This window comes from Bacillus sp. JJ1773 (assembly GCF_036962035.1).
GTDB lineage: Bacteria > Bacillota > Bacilli > Bacillales > Cytobacillaceae > Cytobacillus.
In genome coordinates, this window is record NZ_JBALNX010000045.1 from 1 (window position 1) to 22,771 (window position 22,771).

A 22,771-nucleotide genomic window follows, 5' to 3' on the forward strand; every position below is an offset into this window, starting at 1 on the left:
AATAAATAACAAATAAAAAGTTAATTTTTAAAATGGTTGAAAATGTAGACTTTTTAGAAATTATTTTCATTTAAAAGAACAAAAATGTTCTTAAATAAGAAATAAGGTCATATTCTAAATTAGGTAATATCCCCCATTACAAATAGGTTTCTGGGTCATGCTTTAGTAGAGAAGTAATTCTAATTCCTTCATCAGTTCAATAAAAAGAATGTCGTTTTTTTTTTGTTTAAAATATTAACTTAAAAAAGAAAAAAGTTTTACGATTGGAGGGCTACAATATTGTCTTACAGGCAACGCCTTTCATTTTTTATCCTACTCGATCTTCTTATTATTATCTCTTCATTTACCCTTAGCTCTTGGCTAATATACGATGCAGCTAATATCCCTCTTTATCACTTAAGAGTAATGGAAATAGATGAAATTATAGCAGTAGGTATTTTTTCATTCATTTATTTCCTTTTAGTATACGGGTTTAAGCTACACAGAAAAGCGTGGGAGCATGTAAGTGTAAAAGATGCTTCACAAATAATTCTTGTTATTACATTATCCATGATTACTTTTTTTGCTATTCAAACAACTGTGAATGCGTTAATCAGTTTCCGTATGCTTTTATTATTTTGGCTGTTGTTTTCGATGCTTATTTGCGGGGCAAGGCTCATTTGGAGAATATGTCTCAATCGATTAGAAATAGATCATTCAAATAAGAAGAGAACATTAATTATTGGTGCAGGATCAGCTGGCACAATGTTAGTAAGGCACTTTATTACAAATAGTTCGTTCAGATTTTATCCTGTAGCCCTTATTGATGATAATCCGAATAAACAAAAACTTGAAATATACGGTGTTCCGGTTGTTGGAACAGTGAAAAATATTGAAGCAGTTGCAGAGAAGCTAAAAATTGAACACATCATCATTGCTATTCCATCCTTAAAGAAACGGGAGCTAAATGAAATTCTACAAATATGTATAAAAACTAATGTAAAAACGCAAACAATGCCAATGCTTGAAGATATTGTGGAAGGTAAAAGGCCTTTTAATGAGGTGCGTGATATTCAATTTGATGATTTTTTAGGCAGGGAGCCTGTTATCCTTGATGATTTAAGAATTTCTGATTCGATTACCGGCAAAGTTATTTTGGTAACTGGGGCAGGTGGCTCAATTGGCTCGGAAATTTGTAGGCAAATTGCAAAGTTTAAACCTGCAAAAATTATACTATTAGGCCATGGAGAAAACAGTATTTATCATATTGATATGGAAATGAGAGAAACATTCGGGGATGCCTTATTAATTGTAGCAGAAATAGCTGATATTCAAGATCGCGAGAAAATATTTGAGGTTATTGGAGAATATCGGCCAGATATCATTTATCATGCAGCTGCACACAAACACGTCCACCTTATGGAATGGAACCCGAAGGAAGCTGTGAAAAATAATGTGATTGGAACAAAAAATTTAGCCGAAGCTGCGCATCATCATAGGGTGAGTCATTTTGTGATGATTTCAACAGATAAAGCTGTAAATCCTACAGGGGTAATGGGGGCTACAAAAAGACTGGCAGAAATGATCATTCAGAATCTAAATGAAAAAAGCCAGACAAAGTTTGTAGCAGTTAGGTTTGGGAATGTCTTGGGAAGCAGAGGAAGTGTTATTCCTTTATTTATCAGGCAAATACAAAATGGTGGTCCAGTAACTGTGACACATCCAGATATGGTTCGTTACTTTATGACTATTCCTGAAGCTGCTAGGTTAGTCATTCAAGCTGGTGCGTTAGCAAAAGGTGGAGAAATTTTTATTCTTGATATGGGTGAACCGGTAAGAATCCTTGATCTTGTTCATAATGTCATTCGATTATCTGGATACAAACTAGACGAAATAAATATTATTTTTACCGGGATACGTCCAGGTGAAAAACTGGTTGAAGAGCTTCTAGCAAAAGATGAAATGATTGACAAACAAGTTTATTCAAACATCTATATTGGAAAAGCTAATCATGTTGATATTAGTCTGATTGAACAGCTGATAACCAATTATAAAAATATGCAAAAAGAGGAAATTAAAAATAAGTTGTTATCTCTAGCAAAATCAAAAGGTAATAATAGTCAAAAAATCATTTGATTTGTCTTGTTAATTTACAAAAGGTAAATTAAGGAGGGCTTTTGTGAGAATTGCGATTATGCAGCCTACTTACTTGCCATGGATTGGGTACTTTAATTTAATTAAGTCTTCGGATGTATTTGTTTTTCTAGATGATGTTCAATTTGCCAAAAGGTCTTGGCAGCAACGAAATAAGATTTTACTTCTTGGAAAGGAAAAATATTTGACAATACCAGTCAAGACGAAAAATGTAAAAAGCTTAACACTTTCTAAGATAGCTATTGACGATCAGCAGCATTGGAGAAATTATCATAAGAAAACTTTGTTCCACGCATATCAGAAACACCCCTTTGGAAGAGAAATATTGCAAGAAATTTCGGAAGTTTTAGAAGGGAAAAGTAATCTATTATGCGAAACGAATATCTCCATTGTTAAGAAAATTTGTAATAAACTTAATGTTTCTACAGAGATAGTAAGAAGTAGTGATCTTCCTGTTACTGGTAAGAAGTCAAAATACTCGTTAGAAATTTGTAAATATCTTGGGGCAGATACTTATTTAAGTGCAGCTGCAGCAAAAGAGTATATTGAAGAAGAGACTCTTTTTAAAAATAGCGATATTCAAGTGTTATACCAAAATTATTTACCAAAACCCTATCCCCAGCTAGGAAGTAGTGAGTTTATCCCTTATTTATCAATAATTGATCTTATTGCAAATGTCGGATGGAAGGATGCCTTAGATCATTTTGATGAGAATTGTTTTGCAGAGTAGGAGAAGGCATTTAGATTACATTTGAAATAGGCAATAATCGATATAACATAGCATTTAATAAGGACATTTAATAAAAACGGATGGAGAGCTTTTTTCTCCATCCCTAGTTTAGTTTATTTCGTCCCATTCGCCCTATGCGCCAACCGGCTTGACGCAGCCGCTGCAATCGCTCCAACAATATCGTCTAGAAAGGTATGAACTTTCCCTGACGATTTATCATTGAGGTCTTTTAATATGCCGGGCTTTAGTTTATCGATATAGCCAAAGTTTGTAAATCCAATCGATCCATATACATTCACAATGGATAAAGCCAATACCTCGTCCACCCCATACAGACCTTCATCAATTTCGACCACATGCTGAAGCGGTTCTAATAGCTGTTTCTTTTCAGCAAGCATATCGAGCTGGATGCCAGTTAAGACTGCGTTTTGGACTTCCCTTTTGGAGAGGACACGTTCCACATTTTCAATGCAAACTGACATTTGTAAATCTGGATGATACTTTTCTTGGAGGAAAAAGACTAATTTCGCAATATCTTGTATGGATACTCCTCGTTCCTGCAGCCATTTGCGCGCTGTTTGCTCAATCAAATCTACACGTTTTTCTTCATTCATCGGCTCCACCTTTTTCCTGTTAGTTTCAATATATATATAACCTATTTATAGAAATTATTCCATCGTTCTCTATTATGGAAGACGAAGGTTGGACATCTTCCTCAGCTTTTCCTGCCTGCAGATACTTATACAAGAAAAGCACAAGTTTTGCTGTTGCCCTACATATATTTTCGTTAAAGGGATTCATTACCTAATAAGGAGGTATGAAATGTTAAAGCTTCTTAAAACGCAATACGGGCTGCAGGCGGACGATGAAGTAAGGATAGGGAAGTATCAAGCATACAGGAAGCAGGAAGAAATTTATATTCTTGTCCCGATCGGGGGAATGGAGGAAGACGAGCTTAGTGAATTAAATATGCTTACAGACCATCTAGTTAAAACTGGTGAAAAATATTGCAGTACTTTTTTAAAGACAAAGGAAGGAAAGCAATTTAGTGAATGGGAGAATGGAAGATATTGTGTCCTTATGAACAAGCAAGTACAAAACAGAAAGTTGCAGCGAAGCGGCAGAAAGCTTGCGAAGTTTCACTTTAGGGGCAGAACAGTTCAGTTTCCCGTAAAGAAGGTTAGCAGGATTGGCCAGTGGAAGCAAATATGGGAAACTAGATTGGATCAAATGGAAAAAGTATGGAATGAGATGCTCTTTCAACAGCCAGAACATGAATTTGACAAGATGTTTTTGGAATCATTTCCTTATTATAGGGGAATTGCTGAAAATGCCATTCAATATTTGGTGGACACAGAAATTGATGATAACCCAGGTGCAATTGATAGCGGGACGATTTGCCATATACGATTCACGGCAAAAACATGGAACCATACTTATTATATAAAAAATCCATTTGATTGGGTTTTTGATCATTCCTCAAGAGATCTAGCTGAATGGACGAGAGAGAAATATTTCCGCAATATAAAAACGTACGAGCCAGAGCTCCGGCAATTTATGAGGGATTACCAAAGCATTGTCCCATTAACCTCTTTCTCGTGGAGGCTATTTTTTGCCCGACTGTTATTTCCGCTTCATTATTTTTATTGCATTGAAACATATTATGGAGCATCCTCAGAGCAGGAGAAAAAAGTATCGGAGGAAAGACTGCAAAAGTTTCTTCAGCAATCCAATGAGCACGAGCGCTTTTTAGGGGGCTTCTATGACTTTGCAGAAGTGCCTGTACAAAAGTTTAGAATTCCCATCATCGGATGGCTGAAAAAGTAATGGGACAAGAAGGGATCATCAGTTATTAGCAATAGCGTCCGTCATTGCCCTTGTGACGGACATCTCAGCCTAAATTTCTGTAAAGTTGTCCGTTAACGTGACAATGACGGACATCTCAGCCTAAATTTCTGTAAAGTTGTCCGTCTACGTGGCAATGACGGACATCTCAGCCTAAATTCCGTAAAGTTGTCCGTTAACGAGGTTATGACGGACAACTCAGCCGAAAATTCCGTAAAGCTGTCCGTCTTCAAGGATTTAACGGACATTTTAGCTTGGATTTCCATTAAATCAGATCTGCCCAAAAGTCAAGATAACTGACTTTCTGGACAGTCCCAATGCCAATTTTCGAAGCGACTTTATTCATGTCGCTTTTTTTTATAAATAATTTCTATAAATCCGCAGTAGTAAGCGATTACATACATATTAGTCTGAAAATAACTATTGTAAAAAAGGATATTTCACTCTATAATGTCTACTATACAAATACAAATGTACATATAGAACGAACAACTTGGGAGGGGAATGAAAGTGAAAGCAATCTCGATTGGTTTATTAGGATTAGGAACGGTTGGTTCTGGTGTTGTCACCATTATTGAAAATCATCAGGATAAGCTTATGCATCAAATAGGCTGTCCTGTAAAAGTGAAGAAGATCCTTGTAAAGGATTTAAATAAAGCAAGAACAGTGGAAATAGCTGCAGACAAGTTAACGACAGATCCGGAAGATATTATCAATGACCCTGAAATTGATGTCATTATTGAAGTAATGGGCGGTATCGGTGATACGAAAAATTACATCATGAAGGCTTTGAAAAATCGAAAGCATGTCGTAACGGCTAACAAGGATTTAATGGCTGTACATGGTTCAGAGCTTTTGAAAGTTGCATCAGAACATGACTGTGATCTATTTTACGAGGCGAGTGTTGGCGGCGGGATCCCAATTTTAAGAAGCCTTGTAGATGGTTTGGCTTCAGATAGAATTACGAAAATGATGGGGATTGTGAACGGAACAACGAACTTTATATTAACAAAGATGAGCAAGAATGGCAGTGCCTACGCGGATGTTCTAAAGGAAGCTCAGGAATTAGGCTATGCTGAGGCTGATCCGACCTCTGATGTTGAGGGACTAGATGCTGCAAGAAAAATGGCTATACTAGCAACGCTGGGTTTTTCCATGGAAATAGATTTAGATGATGTGAAGGCTGAGGGGATTTCTCGCATCACAGAGGAAGACCTGCAATATGGCCGCCAGCTTGGCTATACGATGAAGCTGATCGGGATGGCCGAAAGAGATGGGGATAAAGTGGCAGTCAGTGTTCAGCCGACTTTATTAGCTGACACACATCCACTTGCATCTGTTCATGATGAATTCAATGCTGTTTACGTTCACGGAGAAGCTGTGGGCGAAACGATGTTTTATGGACCAGGAGCTGGAAGCTTGCCAACTGCAACAGCCGTAGTGTCAGATTTAGTTGCAGTTATGAAAAATATGCGGTTAGGTGTAACTGGAAAAAGCGCTATTACTCCACAATTTGAAAAGCAGTTGAAGGATGCAAATGAAATCTTCTCGAAATATTTCTTACGCTTGCATGTAAGAGATGAAGTAGGAGTCTTTGCGAATATTACTTCCATTTTCTCTGAACATCATGTCAGCTTTGAAAAAATTCTTCAATTGCCACTGAAAAATAAAGAGCTTGCGGAGATCGTATTGGTTACCCACCAGGCTTCATTACAAGATTATCAGGATATTTTAGTTAAATTAAGAGACTTACAAGCTGTTAAAACTATCGAAAGCTCGTATCGAGTTGAGGGGAGCGCAAGTGTATGAGATGGGAAGGATTACTAAAAGCCTATAAAGAATATTTACCGATTAACGAAAACACACCATTACTAACTTTGAATGAAGGTAATACACCATTAATTAGACTTGATAAGCTCTCTGATGAATGGGGAATTGACCTTTACGTGAAAACGGAAGGAACAAACCCGACTGGCTCGTTTAAAGACCGTGGAATGGTTATGGCTGTAGCGAAAGCGAAGGAAGAGGGCAGTGAAACCGTCATTTGTGCATCCACAGGGAATACATCGGCAGCTGCAGCAGCTTATGCGGCACGAGCTGGCCTTAGTTGCATTGTTGTTATTCCAGAGGGGAAAATTGCGATGGGCAAGCTTGCACAAGCTGTTATGTATGGAGCAGAAATTATCTCAATTGAAGGAAACTTCGACCAAGCATTGGCAATGGTTAGAAAAATCAGTGAAACAGAACCTATTACTCTAGTAAACTCTGTGAACCCATACCGCCTTGAAGGCCAAAAAACAGGTGCGTTTGAAATTTGTGATCAGCTTGGCGGCGAAGCGCCTGATATTCTTGCACTCCCTGTCGGCAATGCAGGCAACATAAGTGCTTACTGGAAGGGCTTTAAGGAATACAATGAAGCAAAGCAAACAGGGCTGCCAAAAATGCATGGATTTGAAGCAGAAGGTGCTGCTGCAATCGTTCATAATAAAGTATTTGAAAATCCTGAAACCGTTGCTACTGCGATTCGGATCGGCAATCCTGCAAGCTGGGATTTAGCTAATGCAGCATTAGAGGAATCGAATGGGAAAATAGACGAAGTAAGTGATGAAGAAATTCTCTATATGTACAGAAAGCTCGCTTCTACAGAAGGAATTTTCGCTGAACCGGCCTCATGTGCCTCTTTAGCTGGAATTTATAAACAACTGCGAAATGGAGAAATTCCGCAGCATTCTAGAGTGGTTGCCATTCTTACTGGAAATGGCCTAAAGGATCCGAATGTGGCGATCGAATGCAGCCCTATTAAGCCAATTGTGCTTCCTAATGATGAAGTTGCGGTGGCTGAACATATTAGAGGAGTTGTCCATGTATGAGCGAAGGTGAAATGCTCATCATTAAAGTCCCGGGAAGCTCTGCAAATTTAGGCCCAGGATTTGATTCGATTGGCCTTGCCCTGAATGTATATTTAACTCTAGAGGTTGAAAGAGCAGATCAATGGGAGATTGTCCCAATATCAGAGCACTTAAATGTTTTTCCAAAAGATGAAACGAATTATATAATCCAAATTGCTATGAAAACAGCAGAAAAGTATAATCAAAAACTGCCTGGCTGTAAGATTAGCGTAAAAAGTGATATTCCGCTTGCAAGAGGGCTAGGTTCCAGTGCCGCAGCTATTGTAGCAGGAATTGAATTAGCGGATGCACTCTGCAAACTTCACTTATCAGATCAGGAGAAATTGGAATTGGCTTCTAGAATCGAAGGGCATCCTGACAATGTCGGCGCCTCCCTCTTAGGGGGACTAGTTGTCGGCTGTCAAAGAGGCGAAGAAGTAAGCGCTGAAGTCTTTAGCCATTTAGCACTTGATGTAATTGCCGTTGTGCCGAAAGAAGAACTTTTAACGAAGGAATCCCGAGGTGTTTTACCTAGCAGCCTTTCCTATAGTGAAGCTGTACAAGCGGGTGCCATCGGAAATGTTCTTATTGCCGCTCTATTTAGCAGCAACTTTGAGCTTGCTGGAAAAATGATGAAGGCAGATTTATACCATCATCCTTATCGAAAAGAGCTAGTTCCTCATATGGCCATTATTGAGGAAAAAGCAATTGATCTTGGCGCATTTGGGGTAGCTTTGAGCGGTGCGGGTCCAACTGTGCTATGCTTGGCTGAAGAAGGCGAAGGAAAAGCTGTGGCAGAAGGATTATCCAAGCTGTTTCCAGAAATGGATTGCCGCAGCTTGAAAATTGATCAGGTTGGCAGTCAGGTCTATACTGAATCACGAAACAGTCTTCTATGTAATTAAAAAAAAAGCGATGTCAGACGAGACATCGCTTTTGACCGTATTAAGCATCAGAATACTTGTTCAACCTCTACAACACCAGGTACTTCTTCTAATAAAGCACGTTCAATACCTGCTTTTAGTGTGATTGTTGAACTTGGGCAAGTACCGCATGCGCCAAGTAAGCGCAGTTTCACAATTCCATCCTCTACATCAACTAGTTCGCAGTCTCCTCCATCGCGTAGAAGGAATGGGCGCAATTTATCTAATACTTCTTGAACTTGCTCAAGCATTGTTGTTTGTTCAGCCATTTAAATCTACTCCTTTCTTTATATTTATTATAATCATTATGAGGGGAAAAATCTATTTAAAGAAATGGATTTCCGCTCAAATGAAAAATTACTAAGGTTTCTACCGTCATAATCATGTAAAATGAATATAAGATTCATTTTAAGGGGGAAAAGGGAATGCAAAGACAAGTGGAATTAACTGTTTATGGAGCGGAGGTATTATGTCCAAGCTGTGTAAACCTTCCTTCCTCAAAGGAAACATATGAGTGGCTTCAGGCTGCACTTGGCCGAAAGTATCCAGATCAGCCTTTCAAAATTACGTATGTGGATATCCACAATCCACCCGAAGAAGCCGAGAAACAGGAGTTTGCTCAAAGGGTGATTGAAGAGGATATGTTTTATCCGGTCGTCTTAATTGAAGATGAAGTAGTGGGGGAAGGCAATCCAAAGCTGAAAACCGTTTATTCAGTGATGGAGAAATACGGATATAAAGCAGAGTAGAAAAAATGAGCATTTCCTAAAAGGAGATGCTCATTTTTAATGGCGCTTCTGCTTTTCTTAGCCCCGGTGAAATTTATACATCCAAAGAATTCCTGATTTAAGAAGTCGAGCTACTCGGCCTGTAATGGCACGATCAGCTACGACTCCAAATCCGTGCTTACTGCCAAGGGAGCCAAGTACACCTTTTAGCTTTATCGTTGGCAGTGATTCAGGAAGTTCTTCACCTTTCCAACGTTTCAATAGGATTTGCACAATCTGCTCGGCCTGTCCTTCAGCCAGCTGGGCACTTGGTGCATGTGGAAGGCTTGCGCAATCCCCAACAACATACACATGTTCATCCCCAGGAAGGTTATGATGCTTAGTAAGAACAACACGCCCTTGTGGATCCTTCTCAACATCCAAATCACGAACGACCTTATTAGGCTGAATGCCGGCAGTCCATACAATTGCATCACATGGAACGGGCTCATCATGATTAAAAAGAACATTTTTTTCTACACGTGTAATATTAGAATGACTGACAATCTCTATGCCATGGCTGTTAAACCAGTTTTCAACATACATGCTTAATCTTTCAGGAAAGGCAGAAAGGATGTGGCTCCCTCTGTCAAATAATTTAATGTTTAAATCCGAACGGCTTTCATGCAGTTCTGATGCAATTTCAACCCCGCTCAATCCAGCACCAACAATTCCAACAACAGACCCTGGAGTTAAGTTATTTAAAGCTTGGTAGGTTGCACGAGATTTTTCAATGGTTTGAATGCTTAAAGTGAATTCATCTGCACCAGGCACATTATGATATTTATCCTCACAGCCTAAACCGATAATTAAATCATCATAATGAACCGATGTGCCCTCAAGCAAGTTAACCTTTTTGTTACTAAGATCAATGCCAGTGATTTCGCCAAATTTCACATCGAGTCTTGGGTGTTCAGGGTAGGCCACCCTTACATGCTGATCAGAGATTGTCCCAGCAGCTAATGCGTAATATTCTGTTTTCAAACAATGATAAGGTACTCGATCGATTAAAGTAATGGAAACATCGTCTAGCAGCTGATTGGGAAGAAGACGTTCAATTGCTCTCATCCCGCCATAGCCACCGCCAAGTATTACAAGACTTTTCATATTGTATCCCCTTTATGTCCGTTCTAAAAAGCTTTGCTGAAATAGTATATGTAAAATGCTTATCCCATAGAAAGTATAACTAAATTGTCATAAAATCACAACCTTAACAGGAATGCAGCTTGACAATACTAGGCATATGTTGTATTAGTAAAGTTTTATATTTGTCCCTTTTTTATTATGAATTGCTGCTCATTTATCCACTGAACGTTTTTTTCGAGACAAAAACCTTCAAGAACAAGTGCGTATATAACGGTTAACATAATAAAAGTGAAAATCATTGCAGAAATAGCTGAAAAAAGGTAGCATGAAAAAGGGTTTATGTTTAAATATGAAGTATTCGGATTGATAGCTTCAGGCTGAGGTGATCGTAGTGATAAAGCCCATCATAGAGTTTTGTGTCAGCAATTTGGCAAGCGGATCTCAAAAGGCGCTTGAAATATTAGAGAAGGATTATGACCTCGATGTTATTGAATATGGATGTTTAGGCTATTGCGGAAAATGTGCATCTGCTTTATTTGCTCTCGTAAATGGCGAGGTAGTTACAGGGGAAACTCCTGATGAACTAGTTCAAAATATCTATCAATATTTAGAGGAAAATCCTATGTTTTAATATAACTAAAAAATAGGGTGATAAAAAGGATTTGCCGTTCATCATAACAAGCTTCAAATTGTTACGACAAGGCTGGCATTTCTTCTTATCACCCTTTTCTTAAGCTTGCTTAGCAGTCTTCTGGCTGTCACGCATTTCATACCATCTTTCTCTAGCCATTTCGATAATACCAGATTCGATTGACCGATTTTGCTGTTCAATCACCTTTGAAAAGAATTTAACAGCTTGGTCATTTCGATGCGTTCGCCTAGAAAGCTCGCCTATTAAATACATAAGCTTCACTTCAGATACTTGTGTACCCCTAAAATCATCTGCCATATAAGAATCTACATACGATTTTGTTGCCAGCTTCAAAAATCTTTGCTCCTGTTCCTCATTTTCCAGGCTTCGATAGATCCATGCTAACCTCATATACATACCTGCAATTGTGATATGCTTCTCTTTCTTCAGCAGGCCGCAATAGACGGCTAATTTATATGTTTTGATGGCATCACTTAATGTACGCTTTTGTCCAAAATCATGGGGATTCCATTGATCGCAAACCTGAGCTTGTATGACTTCAACAGCTCCGGGTGGAAAATAGGGAGAAAAATCGCTAGTTGAAGAAAATCCGCAATGAGGGCAAACTTCAACGTGATAAAGAATCGGATTGGCTTCCTCGGAGGTATAGTTAGGGCGGAAATCAGTGTCATAGTTCTTTACCTTTATAAACCTGGAACGCAGCTTTTTACTAGTAAACGATTTTTTGCACATTCTGCATTCGCACTTTTTGTCAAAGATGGGTTCAATTTCTGTCATTGTGATCGCCTCCTAGGAAATTTGGTTTAGTTTTGCTGTAAGTTATATATACCATTATAACTAAAATTATACTTTATTCCATGATAAAAGCACTAATTCATCTCTTTCTGTTCATCAAATGTCATTAATTTGTTTGAAACTGATTAGTTGAGGTCACGAACTGTAGTGTATATACTATTATAGAAAGAGGATAGTTTTCATAGTTAATACCGTGATTAAGTTTAAATTAACGATTGACAATAATAAATGAATTAAAGGAGTGAAGATAAGTGAGTGATGTTGTTATTTTGACAGATGCTGCCGCTTCGCAAATTAAAGATATGATGAAGGCTAATGAAGAGGAAAATGCCTTATTAAGAGTTTCTGTAAAAGGTGGGGGATGCAGCGGATTATCTTATGGAATGGGTTTTGCCCATGAAGTAGAAGAAAATGATAGTCAATTCGAACAGCATGGGATTAAAATTGTTGTTAGCAAAGAGGACGCACCGATCCTGAATGGAACGAAAATTGATTATAAACAATCGATGATGGGCGGCGGGTTCACGATTGATAACCCGAATGCGATCGCCTCATGCGGATGCGGGTCTTCCTTCAGAACCGCCACTGCGGCAGGTACACCAGAGGAATGTTAATCAAATGGGGGTGCCCCTTAAGGCACCCTTAGATTAATTAGTCAAACATAGAGCTGCTATGCATTGGCTGTATTTTAGCTTTAGGATCAATATATGCCTTTGCATTGTTGACCGCAGTAGGTGCTTCACCAAATCCGCATGCGATTAACTTTACTTTCCCTTCATACGTACAAATATCTCCTGCTGCATAAATGCCTGGAATATTTGTTTCCATTTTGGAATTGACCACGATCGAGTTCTTCTCTATGTTAAGACCCCATTCTTTAATTGGACCAAGGGAAGAAACGAATCCGTAGTTACAGATGACTGCGTCTACATCGATCGTTTCCTTTGTCTTATCATCTGCACCTTCTAGCACTACTTGGCTTATGCCTTTGTCCTTGCCGATTAATTCTGTTGGGACAAATGGTGTTTTTATATTAACTTTAGAATTGTGAAGATTTTCAACACTATGCTCATGGGCACGGAATTTATCCCTGCGGTGAACGATTGTGACCTTTTCAGCAATCGGCTCTAGCATAAGCGCCCAGTCAACAGCAGAGTCCCCTCCGCCAAATACAACAACCTTTTGACCAGCAAATTGATTGAGGTCGTCAATAAAATAGTGAAGGTTTTTCCCTTCATATTGTGCAGCACTTTCTAATTCAAGGCGTCGAGGTTGGAAGGCACCGTTTCCTGCCGTTATAATAACTGTTTTCGTATAATGTATTTCTCTATTCGTTGTTAGCTTAAAAATGCCGTCTTCTTGCTTCTCAAGCTTCTCTACAGATTGTTCAAGTGCAGTTGCCGGTTCGAATTTAGCCATTTGCTCTTTCAAATTATTAATTAATTCTTGAGCGCGGACTTTTGGAAAACCTGCTACATCATATATGTATTTCTCTGGATATAGGGCTGATAATTGGCCGCCAAGCTGTGGCAAGCTTTCTATAATTTTAACAGAAGCCTGCCTCATTCCGCCGTAGAAAGCAGTAAATAAACCAGCAGGACCTCCCCCAATAATCGTTATATCATACACTTTTGGATCTTCTTTCACTACATAACCCCCCAACTATAATAGTGCAATTTAAAGTATATAATAACATATTTTTTTCCAAACCTCACTCCTGGTTAGAAATATTACGAATAGACGAAACATTTAATCATTTTTTCTGTTTTTGTTATGATCTGAATTTCGTGAATATTTTTCCCTTCTATTTTTAGGCTTGAAATCCATATAAAAAACGAATAATATGAAGGTAGATAGAATGTTAATTTTTTGTGACAAATTTCTAAATTTTTTTTGACATCTTTAGTGAATTACATCACAAACTTTTGATATCCTAAAGATACTAAGAGTAACGTGAAACGGTAATAATAAATTAAAATCTCTAAAAGGTGGAAGATATACATTGAGAAAGCAAAAGATTGTTATATTAGGAGCAGGTTACGGTGGTTTAATGACTGCGACTCGATTACAAAAGGCAATAGGGGTCAATGAAGCCGATATCGTCTTAGTTAACAAAAATGATTATCACTATGAAACAACATGGCTGCATGAAGCATCTGCAGGAACTCTTCACCATGACCGAGTGAGATATGATATTAAAACGGTCATTGATCAAAACAAGGTTGATTTTATTAAAGATACAGCAATTGAAGTAAAAACTGAAGAGAAAAAGGTTATTCTTGCAAATGGTGAGATTAATTATGATTATTTAGTCGTTGCTCTTGGCGGTGAATCCGAAACATTTGGCATTAAGGGCTTAAAAGAGTATGCCTTTTCAATTGTGAACGTGAACTCTGCACGGCAAATCCGTGAGCATATCGAATATCAATTTGCCATTTATAATACAGAAGCAGTAAAAAAGGATGAGCGATTAACCATTATTGTTGGCGGAGCTGGTTTCACTGGAATCGAATTCCTTGGTGAATTAGGAAACCGTATTCCAGAGCTTTGCAGAGAGTATGACGTTGATTTCCAGAAGGTAAAGGTCATCTGTGTTGAAGCAGCACCAATGGTTCTTCCTGGGTTTGATCCAGAGCTAGTAGAGTATGCTGTGGCTCATTTGGAGAAAAAAGGCGTTGAATTCCGCATTGGCACTGCGATTAAAGAATGTACACCTGATGGAATTATTGTAGGAAAAGGCGAGGAAGAAGTAGAAGAAATTAAAGCAGGAACGGTGATCTGGGCAGCTGGTGTACGTGGTAACTCACTTATTGAGAAATCAGGCTTTGAGGCAATGCGCGGCCGTGTGAAGGTTCAGCCGGATTTAAGAGCACCGGGTCATGACGATGTATTCATTATTGGGGATTGCGCTCTGATCATTAACGAAGAAATTAACCGTCCTTACCCTCCAACTGCACAAATTGCCATGCAGCAGGGAGAGGTTTGTGCCAAAAATATTACGGCTCTTATTCGCAATAAAACGGAGTTGGAGTCGTTCAAGCCAGATATTAAAGGTACTGTCTGTTCTTTAGGGGAAGACGATGCAATTGGAGTTGCGTTTGGGAAGAAAATGGTTGGCACAAAAGCTTCATTCATGAAGAAAGTTATCGACAACCGTTCCCTATATATGATTGGCGGCCCATCATTAGTTATGAAAAAAGGGAAATTTAAATTTTTATAAAATCGATTAAATGAAAAGCCTGAGGAAACGGTAAAGTTCCTTAGGCTTTTTAATTTTTTTTATTAAAGTAAACGTGCAAATAAAAAGATTAGCGTGCATAAAGCCGAAAATCGTGCAAATATGAAAATTAACGTGCATAAAATCAAAAAAATATATGGTACTATCAATTTAGAATCATAAAGGGGGATTGAATATGAGCCAAAAAAGGGGAAAGGTTTGGCTGGCGGTTTCCGGGCTTGTCATTTCACCAGATAGTAAATGGCTTGTAGTCAAAAAGAAATATGGAGGGCTAAAGGGAAGTTGGTCCTTGCCAGCCGGCTTTGTGGACCCGGGTGAAACTGCTGATGAAGCAGTCATTCGGGAAATAGAAGAGGAAACGGGCATTAAGTGCACTGTTAAAGGGATGATCGGCCTGAGGACGGGAGTTATTAAAGATGAGATTAGCGATAATATGATTATATTCTTGCTTGAAGCCTTGCCTGGGCAGACGATTCAAGTGCAGGATGGAGAGCTTTATGATGTTCAATTTATCGATCCGCTAGAATTGGCTGAAGATGAAAATGCGTCCATACTACTCAAATATTTAGCTAATCGTTCGGATTCCTCGGCAAAGCCGTTAATGGATGGAATAAACCCTGGAGATCAGTTTGGCTATACAGCATATCGGTTATTTTTATAATCTAATAGGACAATTTAACCCAATATAATAATTGACTCCCAAATCTACATTAAGTACACTAATTATTGATGTGCTGAGGGAGGAACGGAATCAATGCAGATGACTATTTTCGTATTGCCAATTTCCATGCTGTTATTCTTTGTGTTATTTTTTGGAATTGGATTTATTTTAAATATGCTGCTGAGAATGTCATGGATCATGGCAATTATTTATCCAATTGTTGCAATATTAATCATTGATAAGGTGCGTTTTATTGAGTATTTTCAAAAAACTAAAGAATCGTTTTCAAGCCTGGGAAATGAATTATCCCAGCTCGCCACAGCGGATGTACTGATTTTGAGCAGCGGGATGGCAGGTGCCATAGTGGCGGGAATAACGATTAAAGTTCTTCGTAAAAAAGGGTATCAAATGTTTTAAATCAAATATTCTACAAGTTGGAAATCTCTGCATTCAGCAGGGATTTTTTTATTTAATAAAATTCGGAAAAAAACTTTAAATACTGGTTTTACAGGGGCATAAAGGTTTGTTTTCAGATAATTTAATTTATTTTTTTGGCTCTTCTGTGAATATTCTCTTGAAAGTTGGAAATGAATATTCTTGGGAGGAGTGAAAAATAAAATGAATAGAATAAAAACTTGGACAAGACGTGTAATCATGTCAACTTTATTTTTGGCAGCTTTATTAACAACCTTTCAATCCATTTCAGGAGTACATGCAAAATCAATCGTCAATTATTTTAATAGTGATGATTTCCGTCAAAGTAAGAATTCAGATGACCATCCTTTTAGTCATACATTTAAAAGCGTGGGTATCGCCTATAAATATTTAAAGCAAATTGCAAATGTAGATTTAAAAATTTCCTCTAGCCGGGCGGTATCCGGAACACCGCCAAAATTAGAGGAGGCCATTGATTGGTCACAATATCCGATGAAAAAAGTAATAGCTACGGGTTATACTGCTTTCTATGAATCAACAGGGAAAAATCCTGGTCATCCTGGATTCGGTATTACATATTCAGGCGTAAAGGTGAAAAGAGATTTATATTCAACAGTAGCAGCAGATTTAAATGTATTCCCAATAGGAACGATCATTTTTGTCCCTGATTATGGATATGGAGTCGTTGCTGATAAAGGCGGAGCGATAAAAGGAAATAAAGTTGACCTATATTTTGAAACAGTCGATGATGTCTATAATGAATGGGGAAAAAAGACAATTGATGTTTATGTTGTTGAAATGGGTGACGGAACTCTTACTGAAGAAGAATTACATGCTTTAAATGAAAATGAATCCATGCAGGTTTTTCGTCAGCAATATATTAAATCAGAGCGAAAATAAAAAGTACAGGCAATCCATTGAAACGGATTTGCCTGTTTTTTTATAACTGCCTTTTTAGCAGACTATTGAATAGACGCATACGCTTCGGGGTGAATTTTCTTCGCCAGCTTAATCGCTCCTTCGATCAAACGAGGTGACGGCCTGCAGTATAGCTCTTCCTCAAGAACAAGAATATGCTGATTTCTGACCGCGTCCATTTGATCCCAGCTTGGTCTTTTTAGAACAATTTCTGGATTGACTTTCTCCTTCCGAACACCTACCCATGCAAGGCAAATATAATCGGGGTTCCGGCGAAATACATCATCCCAATCAGTTTGAACACTTGCCAATTCTACATCTTTAAACAAGTTAACTGCTCCGGCAAGTTCGCTTATTTCAGTTAGCCAATTGACTTGACCCGGGGTAAAGACAGGCTTCGGCCACCATTCCCAGTAAAGGGAAGGCTTTTCCTCAATATTTGCAGCGATCATCCTTAATTCTTCGATTTGTGAGCGGAATACCAAAGCGGCTTTTTCACCGGCCTCAGGATGAGCTAATGCTTTTGCGGTAATAATTAAATCATTTTCAATATCTTTTAAGCTTTGTGGATTTAGAATGATATGGGGTATGTTTCTTTTCTCTAATTCTTCAATGTTTTTCTCCATGCCAGGCACACTCAAAGACGCCAGGACTAAATCTGGCTGCAGTTCTTCCACTTTATCCATATTAATCGAAAGATCCGGCCCGAGCCGAGGCAAATGTTTAATTTGTTCTGGCCAGTCGGAAAAGTCATCAACACCTGTGAGAAGGTGAGTAAGGCCTAAATATTCAACTAGCTCTGTATTACTTGGACATATAGAAACGATTCTCAATGATTTCACACCTTTTGGTTAACATTAAGCAGATATTTATTAAGAAATAATATAATGTAAAAAAAGTGTTAACAGAATGCCGGTTAAGCCGCCAAAAAAAACCTCAATTGGTTTATGGCCAAGCAATTCCTTTAGTTCCTTCCTTTTCTCTTGTTCTGCTTTTTTTTGCCAAACCTTGGCTTCTTCCATAAAACGGTTAAAATCTGACATTAATTGATTTAACACAATGGCTTGTTCCCCTGCTTGTCTACGAACTCCAGTCGCATCAAACATAGTGATAATGGCAAATACAGCAGATATTGCAAACACTGGTGAGTCTAAACCAGTTTCCAATGCAACACCAGTAGAAAGTGCGGTAACGGCTGCTGAATGAGAGCTTGGCATTCCGCCTGTGCTCGTAAGCAATGCCCAATTAACCTTTCGAGTAGCAATAAAGTGAATTGGGACTTTAACAAACTGGGCAAAGAAGATGGCCGCTATGGCCGACCAAAGAGGAAAATTCAATAATAAATCCATTTATTAACCACCTTTTAAACAACCAAAAGGAAACATATTTAATTCTGTGGCTTTTTTTTAGAAAAATTTCGACTATTTCCCGCAGAATTAAATCCTTTTGTTAAGATGATAATAATAATTTGCTGATAGTGCAATGTTTTTCAGAAGGAAAAGAAGAGGGGCATTGTATTATTTTTGTAAAATCTCTCATAGGGGAGTGATTTGATTGAAGGACTACCCACTCGAATATTATGAGTTTTTTATAAAGTTTAATGAAGGGGATTACTATACTTGCCATGATCTTATTGAAGAAATGTGGATGACCGATAAGGGGAATTTATTTTTTAAAGGGCTGCTGCAAATGAGTGTAGCGATTTATCATTATGAATACGGCAATATTAAAGGCGCAAGGCTCATGATGCAGGCAGCACATGATTATTTACAGGATTACCGTCCAATGCACTGGGGAATAAATCTTGAACACGTCTATTCATTTATGGAAGAATGTCTTTCCCTTTTTCCTAAGGATATTGACCGTGTTCCGTTTGAAGAGGTTGAGTCCCTTCCTAAATTACCTGAGTTAATATTGTTTTTAAATGATTAGATAGTCGAAATAATTTTCTTTTTTCGCTATAATGAGAGCATCAAATATGGAGGTGGAAATATGTTTACGGTATTAAAGGAATTAAATTATGCAAAAGAACATGAATGCCTCATCCTTGGAATTTTCGAAAAGCCGAATAAATTCGATGGAGTTCTTTCGAGTCTTGATCATGAATTTGGCGGGCAATTAACGGACCTTGTTAGAGGCGGTGATGTATCTGCCAAGAAAAAGTCTGTTTCAAAGGTACATACTTTCGGGAAAATAGGGGCAAAAAGATTATATATTGTCGGTCTTGGCAAGGAAAATGATTATAGCTTTGAAATTTTACGTGAGGCACTTGGAAAAACATTTAAAGCTGTAAAAGCAGACAAGCTACAGGACGCAGCTGTATTCCTTTCATCATTCACGAATGAAAATGTAGATGCAATGGATGCTGCACATGCTGTTGGTGAAGCACTTACATTATCGACTTATTCCTTCGCTGGATATAAACAAAAATCAAATGAGCCTGAAAAATTCATTGAGAATGTAACCGTATATAGCGATTCTTTAGAAGAAGAGGAAATTAAAGCAGCTTTAACGGTCGGTTATACATATGGAAAAGGAACGAACTCAGCCCGTACACTTGTAAATCTGCCGGGAAATATGCTGACGGCTACAGACATGGCTAACTATGCTCTAGAATTAGCGGCTAAATATGGTTTTGAAGCAGAGATCCTCGAAAAGGAAGATATGCTAAAGCTCGGCATGGGTGCCTTATTAGCCGTTAACCAAGGCTCTGTCGAACCCCCTAAAATGATTGTTCTCAAGTATCAAGGAAAAGAAGAATGGAAGGACGTCATTGGTTTAGTCGGAAAAGGGATTACGTTCGATACTGGGGGCTACTCCATTAAGCCAAAGGATGGAATTGTTGGCATGAAAGCGGATATGGGCGGTGCAGCAGCTGTCCTTGGAGCTATGGAAATTATTGGTGAGCTTAGACCGGAACAAAATGTTGTCGCGGTTATTCCTTCAACTGACAACATGATTAGCGGAAATGCGCTTAAGCCTGATGATGTGATCACTTCTATGAGCGGCAAAACGATTGAAGTACTGAATACAGATGCTGAAGGTCGCCTTGCTTTAGCAGACGCGGTAACGTATGCAAAGTTTCATGGGGCTAACTATCTTGTAGATGTTGCGACATTAACGGGAGGAGTCATTGTTGCGCTCGGAAATGAAACGACAGGTGCTTTAACTAATAATGAAGCACTATGGGAGCAGGTTCTTGAAGCATCCTATGAAGCAGGGGAGCCAATCTGGAGACTTCCTTTATTTGAAAAAGATAAACAAAGAATAAGAAGCAGTAAGATTGCCGATTTAAATAACTCTCCAGGTCGAGAAGGACATGCGATTATGGGAGGAGGGTTTGTGGGAGAATTTGCTGAAGGAACACCGTGGGTGCACCTTGACATCGCTGGAACAGCAACGACCCGCAAAGAACATAATCTTGGCCCATCCGGTGCAACAGGTGTAATGGTACGTACACTAGCCCTTCTTGTTGAAAGATTTGAAGTATAGGGATGGTTGTCCTGCATGAATAAAATGGGCCAAGGGAACGTCCCCTTGACCCAGGTTCTTCTATTTCAATGGTATGGTCAAGGGATCTGAAAGCTTGACCTGCACTTTGCCTAAAATCCGAAAAGAGATGTAATAATATTTTTTCTTTTTATCTTCTTTTTGGGCTTCTCATTATCAAATATTAATAGATTTTCGGCAGGCAGCTTATTTTTTAGGCTGCTCTGTTTATTTTCAAGTATTTCGATCCGTTCAGTTAAATTCTTAATAATGCCCTGGAGATCTTCAATCTCACGGCGGTGCTGCAGCAGTTGATAGGAAACTACATCATCTGCTTTCCCGTTCACTCTCTGTTCCAGCAGTTCGATTTTCTCCAGCAGCTTTTCAGTTGCTTTGTCACTGAGGCTCACGGTTGTTGTCAGTCTTCCTCTCCTTGGCTTCCCTTCTTGTACAGTCACATTCTGTAGAATAATTCCTTTACTTAGCTGATCTTGAACTTGTCTCAGCAATTGAATATCTTCCTCTTTAAACCAATAATGACCAAGCTCGTTCCGTTCCATTTGGAGCTCCAGCTGTCTTACCCAACGCTGCACTGTGCTTGGCGAAACCCCTAACAACTTTGCAACAGCACTTGTATTCACACTGATCCCCTCCTTCATTAGTTATTGAATTCTTCCAATAAAAATAAACTCCTTCCTATATGACAAAACTAGTTTATTTTCGGCAAAGAAAGTGGAGATGCTACATGTTTTTATCATTCCCTATAATTAGAAAAAAAGGAGATTAAAAATAAGCAATAGTCCGAAAAATACAACAACTGACAAAATATTTACAAGTGCTCGAATAATGTTGATTAATCTGAATTCAATTATTATACTTAAGGTGCTTATAATTTTTTGAATGTTAGGAAAGGGGAATATTTTCTATGATTATTGGGGTACCAAAAGAAATAAAAAATAATGAAAACCGTGTGGCTGCAACACCAGCGAGTGTATATACACTAGTTAAAGCAGGTCATCAAGTATTAGTAGAATCAGAGGCAGGTCTTGGAAGCGGATTCACAAACGAAGATTATAAAGAGGTTGGAGCGGAAATCGTTCCTACAGCTGCTGAGGCATGGGCTGCAGAAATGGTTATGAAGGTTAAAGAACCTCTTGAGTCGGAATATAAATATTTCCGCAAAGATTTAGTATTATTCACATATCTACACCTAGCTGCAGAGCCAGAATTAGCTAAAGCTCTAGTAGATACTGGTGTTACAGCGATTGCATATGAAACAGTTGAAGTAAATCGTACATTGCCATTACTTACTCCAATGAGTGAAGTAGCTGGACGTATGGCTACTCAAATTGGAGCTCAATTCTTGCAAAAGACTAATGGCGGAAAAGGCATCCTTCTTGCAGGCGTACCAGGCGTTTCACGCGGTAAAGTTACTATCGTTGGCGGTGGAGTAGTTGGTATTAATGCTGCGAAAATGGCAATCGGACTTGGTGCTCAAGTTACGATTATCGACCTTAGCCCTGAGCGTCTTCGTCAATTAGACGATATTTTCGGCAACAACATCCAAACATTAATGTCTAACCCATTCAATATCGCTCAAGCTGTTAAAGAAAGCGATCTTGTAGTTGGTGCTGTATTAATTCCTGGTGCTAAAGCTCCTAAATTAGTTACAGAAGAAATGGTTAAGACAATGGCTCCTGGTTCAGTTGTTATTGACGTGGCTGTTGACCAAGGCGGAATCTTTGAAACAGTTGACCATATTACAACTCATGACAACCCAACATATGAAAAGCATGGCGTTGTTCACTATGCAGTTGCAAATATGCCTGGTGCTGTTCCAAGAACTTCTACAATTGCCCTTACAAACGTTACGATCAACTATGCTTTACAAATTGCTAACAAAGGTGTTAAGAAAGCAGTTGAAGACAACGCATCATTAAAACTAGGCGTTAACGTCCTTAACGGAAACATTACTTACCAAGCGGTTGCTAAAGACCTTGGTTATGAGTATGTATCTGTTGACCAAGCTTTCGAAAACTAAGAATTGATTTTTCAACTTAAGCCCTTTTAGCTTCAAGCTAGGGGGCTTTTTCAATGGGATTTGACATTGTGAAGATTTATTTATATAATTTCCAAAAATAGAGTAAATACATTGACGAGGATTAGTAAAGTGTTTCAGTTTATTCTAGAGAGGAAGTCATTTGGTGCAAG

The 22,771-nt window shown here is 38.5% G+C and carries 23 protein-coding genes, 1 pseudogene and 1 other annotated feature (1 of these 25 cut by a window edge); of the genes and pseudogenes, 16 read left to right on the plus strand and 8 right to left on the minus strand.

Annotated elements, in window-relative coordinates:
• Positions 1-279: 279 nt before the first annotated feature.
• Together V7127_RS13420 and V7127_RS13425 are read left to right on the plus strand one after the other, a co-directional pair.
• Positions 280-2,115 carry a polysaccharide biosynthesis protein gene (locus V7127_RS13420; protein WP_335486780.1) on the plus strand — a complete coding sequence of 612 codons (1,836 nt, stop codon included), beginning with the start codon at positions 280-282 and terminating at the stop codon, positions 2,113-2,115.
• A gap of 43 nt (positions 2,116-2,158) precedes the next feature.
• The gene (locus V7127_RS13425) at positions 2,159-2,863 is read left to right on the plus strand and encodes a WbqC family protein (RefSeq protein ID WP_335486783.1); all 705 of its coding nucleotides are present in this window, start codon (positions 2,159-2,161) and stop codon (positions 2,861-2,863) included.
• A 113-nt stretch (positions 2,864-2,976) separates the two neighbouring features.
• Here V7127_RS13425 and V7127_RS13430 read toward each other — a convergent pair whose 3' ends face one another.
• Positions 2,977-3,477, minus strand: a complete 501-nt coding sequence (locus V7127_RS13430) for a phosphatidylglycerophosphatase A family protein (protein WP_335486787.1) — start codon at positions 3,475-3,477, stop codon at positions 2,977-2,979.
• Between the two features lie 208 nt (positions 3,478-3,685).
• On the opposite strand from V7127_RS13430, the gene yutH reads away from it, so the two are divergent.
• The 4 genes from yutH to thrB all read left to right on the plus strand — a co-directional run bounded on the left by yutH (position 3,686) and on the right by thrB (position 8,501).
• Positions 3,686-4,690, plus strand: coding sequence for a spore coat putative kinase YutH (gene yutH / locus V7127_RS13435; protein WP_335486790.1), 1,005 nt, complete (start codon positions 3,686-3,688; stop codon positions 4,688-4,690).
• Between the two features lie 522 nt (positions 4,691-5,212).
• Entirely contained in the window at positions 5,213-6,517 is a 1,305-nt protein-coding gene (locus V7127_RS13440) for a homoserine dehydrogenase (protein WP_335486793.1), read from the plus strand.
• Positions 6,514-7,578 (plus strand): threonine synthase, encoded by a 1,065-nt coding sequence (gene thrC, locus V7127_RS13445; RefSeq protein WP_335486796.1) that lies wholly within the window; start codon positions 6,514-6,516, stop codon positions 7,576-7,578. Before V7127_RS13440 ends, thrC begins: the two co-directional genes overlap by 4 nt.
• Complete coding sequence (gene thrB / locus V7127_RS13450) at positions 7,575-8,501, plus strand: homoserine kinase (protein WP_335486799.1); 927 nt, start codon at positions 7,575-7,577, stop codon at positions 8,499-8,501. Before thrC ends, thrB begins: the two co-directional genes overlap by 4 nt.
• A gap of 47 nt (positions 8,502-8,548) precedes the next feature.
• Here thrB and V7127_RS13455 read toward each other — a convergent pair.
• Positions 8,549-8,779, minus strand: a pseudogene (locus tag V7127_RS13455) (NifU family protein); the annotation flags it as partial.
• 165 nt (positions 8,780-8,944) lie between these two features.
• Here V7127_RS13455 and V7127_RS13460 point away from each other — a divergent pair.
• Positions 8,945-9,268, plus strand: coding sequence for a YuzD family protein (locus V7127_RS13460; RefSeq protein ID WP_335345861.1), 324 nt, complete (start codon positions 8,945-8,947; stop codon positions 9,266-9,268).
• Between the two features lie 57 nt (positions 9,269-9,325).
• Here the strand turns inward: V7127_RS13460 and V7127_RS13465 are convergent, their stop codons facing one another.
• On the minus strand, positions 9,326-10,393 hold the full coding sequence (locus V7127_RS13465; protein ID WP_335486804.1) for an NAD(P)/FAD-dependent oxidoreductase: 1,068 nt from the start codon (positions 10,391-10,393) through the stop codon (positions 9,326-9,328).
• Between the two features lie 370 nt (positions 10,394-10,763).
• Here V7127_RS13465 and V7127_RS13470 point away from each other — a divergent pair, with 370 nt between their 5' ends.
• On the plus strand, positions 10,764-11,003 hold the full coding sequence (locus V7127_RS13470; protein WP_335345862.1) for a YuzB family protein: 240 nt from the start codon (positions 10,764-10,766) through the stop codon (positions 11,001-11,003).
• A gap of 99 nt (positions 11,004-11,102) precedes the next feature.
• Here V7127_RS13470 and V7127_RS13475 read toward each other — a convergent pair whose 3' ends face one another.
• Positions 11,103-11,801 carry a DUF2225 domain-containing protein gene (locus V7127_RS13475; RefSeq protein WP_335345863.1) on the minus strand — a complete coding sequence of 233 codons (699 nt, stop codon included), beginning with the start codon at positions 11,799-11,801 and terminating at the stop codon, positions 11,103-11,105.
• Positions 11,802-12,070: 269 nt separating this feature from the next.
• Between V7127_RS13475 and V7127_RS13480 the strand changes: the two genes are divergently transcribed.
• Positions 12,071-12,433 (plus strand): HesB/IscA family protein, encoded by a 363-nt coding sequence (locus V7127_RS13480; protein WP_335345864.1) that lies wholly within the window; start codon positions 12,071-12,073, stop codon positions 12,431-12,433.
• A gap of 37 nt (positions 12,434-12,470) precedes the next feature.
• On the opposite strand, the gene V7127_RS13485 is transcribed toward V7127_RS13480, so the two are convergent.
• The gene (locus V7127_RS13485) at positions 12,471-13,466 is read right to left on the minus strand and encodes an NAD(P)/FAD-dependent oxidoreductase (RefSeq protein WP_335345865.1); all 996 of its coding nucleotides are present in this window, start codon (positions 13,464-13,466) and stop codon (positions 12,471-12,473) included.
• A 355-nt stretch (positions 13,467-13,821) separates the two neighbouring features.
• Here V7127_RS13485 and V7127_RS13490 point away from each other — a divergent pair, with 355 nt between their 5' ends.
• The 4 genes from V7127_RS13490 (at position 13,822) to V7127_RS13505 (ending at position 17,053) form a co-directional block, all read left to right on the plus strand.
• Positions 13,822-15,039 (plus strand): NAD(P)/FAD-dependent oxidoreductase, encoded by a 1,218-nt coding sequence (locus V7127_RS13490; RefSeq protein WP_335345866.1) that lies wholly within the window; start codon positions 13,822-13,824, stop codon positions 15,037-15,039.
• A gap of 193 nt (positions 15,040-15,232) precedes the next feature.
• Positions 15,233-15,718 carry an NUDIX hydrolase gene (locus V7127_RS13495; protein WP_335345867.1) on the plus strand — a complete coding sequence of 162 codons (486 nt, stop codon included), beginning with the start codon at positions 15,233-15,235 and terminating at the stop codon, positions 15,716-15,718.
• Between the two features lie 93 nt (positions 15,719-15,811).
• Positions 15,812-16,135, plus strand: coding sequence for a YuiB family protein (locus tag V7127_RS13500; RefSeq protein ID WP_335345868.1), 324 nt, complete (start codon positions 15,812-15,814; stop codon positions 16,133-16,135).
• Positions 16,136-16,336: 201 nt separating this feature from the next.
• Complete coding sequence (locus V7127_RS13505) at positions 16,337-17,053, plus strand: 3D domain-containing protein (protein WP_335345869.1); 717 nt, start codon at positions 16,337-16,339, stop codon at positions 17,051-17,053.
• 62 nt (positions 17,054-17,115) lie between these two features.
• On the opposite strand, the gene V7127_RS13510 is transcribed toward V7127_RS13505, so the two are convergent.
• Together V7127_RS13510 and V7127_RS13515 are read right to left on the minus strand one after the other, a co-directional pair.
• A complete protein-coding gene (locus tag V7127_RS13510; protein ID WP_335486807.1) occupies positions 17,116-17,904 on the minus strand; it encodes a cobalamin-binding protein in 789 nt (262 codons plus the stop codon).
• A gap of 39 nt (positions 17,905-17,943) precedes the next feature.
• Positions 17,944-18,420 (minus strand): divergent PAP2 family protein, encoded by a 477-nt coding sequence (locus V7127_RS13515; protein ID WP_335345871.1) that lies wholly within the window; start codon positions 18,418-18,420, stop codon positions 17,944-17,946.
• Positions 18,421-18,625: 205 nt separating this feature from the next.
• Here V7127_RS13515 and V7127_RS13520 point away from each other — a divergent pair, with 205 nt between their 5' ends.
• Both V7127_RS13520 and V7127_RS13525 read left to right on the plus strand, forming a co-directional pair.
• Positions 18,626-19,003, plus strand: a complete 378-nt coding sequence (locus V7127_RS13520; protein ID WP_335486810.1) for a DUF309 domain-containing protein — start codon at positions 18,626-18,628, stop codon at positions 19,001-19,003.
• A 60-nt stretch (positions 19,004-19,063) separates the two neighbouring features.
• The gene (locus tag V7127_RS13525) at positions 19,064-20,563 is read left to right on the plus strand and encodes a leucyl aminopeptidase (RefSeq protein ID WP_335486813.1); all 1,500 of its coding nucleotides are present in this window, start codon (positions 19,064-19,066) and stop codon (positions 20,561-20,563) included.
• 110 nt (positions 20,564-20,673) lie between these two features.
• On the opposite strand, the gene V7127_RS13530 is transcribed toward V7127_RS13525, so the two are convergent.
• On the minus strand, positions 20,674-21,201 hold the full coding sequence (locus V7127_RS13530) for a MerR family transcriptional regulator (protein ID WP_335486816.1): 528 nt from the start codon (positions 21,199-21,201) through the stop codon (positions 20,674-20,676).
• A 284-nt stretch (positions 21,202-21,485) separates the two neighbouring features.
• Between V7127_RS13530 and ald the strand changes: the two genes are divergently transcribed.
• On the plus strand, positions 21,486-22,601 hold the full coding sequence (gene ald, locus V7127_RS13535; RefSeq protein ID WP_335345875.1) for an alanine dehydrogenase: 1,116 nt from the start codon (positions 21,486-21,488) through the stop codon (positions 22,599-22,601).
• A gap of 102 nt (positions 22,602-22,703) precedes the next feature.
• Positions 22,704-22,771, plus strand: a binding site (T-box leader) (it continues 147 nt past the right edge of the window).

What these genes read in the sequence shown, in the direction of transcription:
- V7127_RS13430 (WP_335486787.1), bottom strand. Translation starts at nt 3,477, where the DNA reads ATGAATGAAGAAAAACGTGTAGATTTGATTGAGCAAACAGCGCGCAAA.
- V7127_RS13460 (WP_335345861.1), top strand. Translation starts at nt 8,945, where the DNA reads ATGCAAAGACAAGTGGAATTAACTGTTTATGGAGCGGAGGTATTATGT.
- V7127_RS13505 (WP_335345869.1), top strand. Translation starts at nt 16,337, where the DNA reads ATGAATAGAATAAAAACTTGGACAAGACGTGTAATCATGTCAACTTTA.
- thrB (WP_335486799.1), top strand. Translation starts at nt 7,575, where the DNA reads ATGAGCGAAGGTGAAATGCTCATCATTAAAGTCCCGGGAAGCTCTGCA.
- V7127_RS13495 (WP_335345867.1), top strand. Translation starts at nt 15,233, where the DNA reads ATGAGCCAAAAAAGGGGAAAGGTTTGGCTGGCGGTTTCCGGGCTTGTC.
- thrC (WP_335486796.1), top strand. Translation starts at nt 6,514, where the DNA reads ATGAGATGGGAAGGATTACTAAAAGCCTATAAAGAATATTTACCGATT.
- V7127_RS13500 (WP_335345868.1), top strand. Translation starts at nt 15,812, where the DNA reads ATGCAGATGACTATTTTCGTATTGCCAATTTCCATGCTGTTATTCTTT.
- V7127_RS13475 (WP_335345863.1), bottom strand. Translation starts at nt 11,801, where the DNA reads ATGACAGAAATTGAACCCATCTTTGACAAAAAGTGCGAATGCAGAATG.
- V7127_RS13440 (WP_335486793.1), top strand. Translation starts at nt 5,213, where the DNA reads ATGAAAGTGAAAGCAATCTCGATTGGTTTATTAGGATTAGGAACGGTT.
- V7127_RS13515 (WP_335345871.1), bottom strand. Translation starts at nt 18,420, where the DNA reads ATGGATTTATTATTGAATTTTCCTCTTTGGTCGGCCATAGCGGCCATC.
- V7127_RS13525 (WP_335486813.1), top strand. Translation starts at nt 19,064, where the DNA reads ATGTTTACGGTATTAAAGGAATTAAATTATGCAAAAGAACATGAATGC.
- V7127_RS13465 (WP_335486804.1), bottom strand. Translation starts at nt 10,393, where the DNA reads ATGAAAAGTCTTGTAATACTTGGCGGTGGCTATGGCGGGATGAGAGCA.
- yutH (WP_335486790.1), top strand. Translation starts at nt 3,686, where the DNA reads ATGTTAAAGCTTCTTAAAACGCAATACGGGCTGCAGGCGGACGATGAA.
- ald (WP_335345875.1), top strand. Translation starts at nt 21,486, where the DNA reads ATGATTATTGGGGTACCAAAAGAAATAAAAAATAATGAAAACCGTGTG.